The following is a 3,014-nucleotide window of genomic DNA, read 5'->3' as shown; positions in this document are numbered from 1 at the left end:
CGGCCGGCCGCGCGAGATGCGTCTCGGCCTCCGCCCCATCGATCGCGAGACCGGCGAGGGTCGCGAAGTAACGGAGATTCTCCAATCCCGATTGCCCCGGATAAAGGGCCACCTGCTCCGGGATGTAGGCGGTGCGCGCCCGGGCAGCGATGGGATCCGTCCCTGCATCGATCCCGCAGACCCGGACCTCCCCCGCATCGGCCTTCAGGAAGCCGAGGATGAGGTTGATCGTGGTGGTCTTTCCGGCACCGTTGGGACCGAGCAGGGCATAGACCTCACCCGCGCGCAGGGTGAGGTCGAGACCGCTGAGGGCGGTCCTGCCTCCGAACTGCTTGACGACGCGGCCGAGCGCCAACACCGGCTCAACCGCCATCAGAACCGCACCGTCACGGAGCCCGTGATGCGACGGGGCGAGCCCGGATAGACGCGGAATACGTTCAGTGAACTCTCGTAGTAATCGGTGTCGAATATATTCTCGATGTTGAGCGCCACGCGGGCGTTCCCGAATTTGTAATAGGCCAGCGCATCGACCGCGATGAAGCCCGGCAGGGTGAAGCCGGACCCCGCCGCGTCGCCCGCCCGCTCGCCCACGCCGCGCACGCCGCCGCCGATCCCGAAGCCGCGCCACGCGCCCGCTGGCTCGTAGACCGCGAGCAGGCTGCCGGAGTGGCGGGGCACGTTGACCAGGGGGGCGCCGACCGGAAGCACGTTGTCCTTGGTGACCCGGGCATCGGCATAGACGTAGCCGGCCAGGAGCTTCAGTTCCGGCGTGATCTGTCCCTGAGCCGTCAGCTCGAAGCCCTGGCTACGCACGGCGCCGGCCGCGAGGGAGAAGCCGGTATTCGCCGGGTCGGGCGTGAGCACGTTCTCCCGCTCCACGCGGAAGGCGGCGGCGGTGAGGAGCAAATTGCCGCCGAACAATTCGGACTTGGCGCCGACCTCGTAGCCGAGGCCGGTCTCGGGCGGCAGCGCCGTGCCGCGCGTGACGGCGGCGGCGTCGGTGCCGATATTCGGTCGGAAGCTCGTGCCGACATTGGTATAGAAGGCGAGTTCCGGGATCGGCCGGTAGACGAGGCCCGCCCGGGGCGAGGCCGCGACCCGCGACTGGTCCACTTGGCTGCGCACCACGCGCTCGCGGAAGCTCTGCTCGAAGATGTCGAGCCGAAGGCCGATCAGCGCCCGCCATTCCGGGCTCAGGACGATCTCGTCCTGCGCATAGAGGCCGGTATTGGTGATGCGCTCGATATTGTTGCGTGGGATGGTGATCGGCGGCAGCGCCTGTCCATAGACCGGCGAATAGATGTCGAGGGCGAAGGGGCTCGTGCGGAAGTTCGAGCGCAGATAGACCGTCCGGCTGTCGGTGCTCTCCCGGTCCATGCCGAGGAGGAGCGTGTGGCCGATGCCGCCCGTGTCGAACCGCCCGATCAGGTCGGCCTGACCGACCGCCACGTCCCAGCGATAGTCGCGCACGTTGCGGTCGCGGAAGACGGTGCGGTTGTTGGCGGCGATTCCGCGGATTTCCGCCGATTCCCCTTCCAGATCGCCGGTGTTGAAGTAAGCGGCGAGCCGCATCTGCCAGTTCTCATCGAAGCGATGATCGACGCGGACCTGCAGCGAATTGTTGTTCTGGTAGGTGCTCTGACCGGGCTCGCCGAGGAACCGCGAGAGCGGCAGGAAGCCGAGCTGGCGGTTGAGCGCGATCACGCCCCGGTCGAAGACGATGCGGTTCTTCACGAACTCGGTCTCGACCGTAACGCGTGTGTCCGGCGTGACCTGCCAACTCACCACTGGAGCCACGAGCAGCCGGTCGCTGTCCACGAAGTCGCGGAAGCTGCCGGCCCCCTGTGCGGCGAGATTGAAACGATAGAGGACCGTCCCGTCCGCGTTCAGGGCACCGCCGGCATCGATGGTGCCGCGGGTCAGACCGAAAGAATCGACCTGATTGCCGAACTCGACGAACCGTTCGGCGGTGGGTTGCTTGGTGATGAGGTTGACGAGCCCGCCGGGATCGCTGCGTCCGAACAGGGTCGCCCCCGGTCCCTTGAGCACCTCGATGCGTTCGATGTTCTGCGCGTCGGGCGGAGGCGGGGTCCCGCGATTGAGGGGGAAACCGTTCTTGTAGATCTCCGAGGTCGTCACTCCACGAATGGCGTAACTGAAGATCGAGAGACCCCCGAAATTGTTCTGCTGGGCGACGCCGGGCAGATAGTTGAACGCCCGGTCTACGCGGGTGGCGGCGAGGTCGGTGATCGTCTCCCGCGGCGCCACGGAGACGGCCACCGGCACGTCGATCTGCGGAGTGGCGGTGCGCGTGGCGCTGACGGCCGTGCCCGCTCCGTATCCCGGCGTCGGGCCGATCAGGCCGATGGTGCCGCGCCCGGAGGCCGTCGTGCGGCCGGCACCCTCCCCGACCTGCTCGACCGAGAGTTCCTCCAACGTCACGCTCTCCTGCGCCCGCACGTCCTCGATCGGGAGTCCGGCCGAGAGGACAGCGGCGAGCGCCAGCCGCCGACGGCGATGCGGAGTCCGCGGACGACGCGCTGATGGCGCTGAAAACCGCGCAGGCTCGCCGAGAGACGGACGTTCGGAGGTCGCCACCACACACTCGCTGTTGCCGGGTGGAGGCCACGGGGATACGGGCAGCGTCGCCCACGAGACGGCGACACCGCGCGCTCCGCCGGGGCACCCCGCCCGAGGGACGTCATCGTGCCGAAGGCAGGTCTCCTGGCTCACGGGTCAAAGCGCCCGCCGGACCTTCCCAGTGCAAGCACCAGTGGTCATCGGTGGCAGGCGCTCGCCGCTCACAGTTGCGGGGGCAGCTTCGGATTCGCTCCGAAAAGCGCACCGAATTCCCGTCTTAGCTCCGGGCCGGGACCCGAAGAACCTTGGCTGGACGATATTCGCCACCGGCGCGCATCCGGTCAACGGGCCTGACAAACTTTGTAACAGTGTTACGTTACGTGTGGCGCTATGGACACAGTCCGATCCCCGATGGAATGCACGGTCTCACGTGC

General features: G+C 67.6%; 2 protein-coding genes and 1 riboswitch. Both genes read right to left on the bottom strand.

Annotated features, from left to right (window positions below; all coding sequences use genetic code 11):
• On the bottom strand, window positions 1–373 hold a 373-nt coding region (locus I53_RS24570; RefSeq protein WP_148291235.1), incomplete at its 3' end, for an ATP-binding cassette domain-containing protein.
• On the bottom strand, window positions 373–2,460 hold the full coding sequence (locus tag I53_RS24565) for a TonB-dependent siderophore receptor (RefSeq protein ID WP_251982442.1): 2,088 nt from the start codon (window positions 2,458–2,460) through the stop codon (window positions 373–375). The genes I53_RS24570 and I53_RS24565, both read right to left, overlap by 1 nt.
• Window positions 2,461–2,696: 236 nt before the next feature.
• Window positions 2,697–2,903, bottom strand: a riboswitch (cobalamin riboswitch).
• Window positions 2,904–3,014 lie beyond the last annotated feature (111 nt).

This window comes from Methylobacterium sp. B1 (assembly GCF_000333255.1).
Classification (GTDB): Bacteria; Pseudomonadota; Alphaproteobacteria; order Rhizobiales; family Beijerinckiaceae; genus Methylobacterium; species Methylobacterium fujisawaense.
The sequence above is the reverse complement of the archived record's forward strand: the minus strand, read 5'-3'. Positions and strand labels throughout refer to the sequence as shown.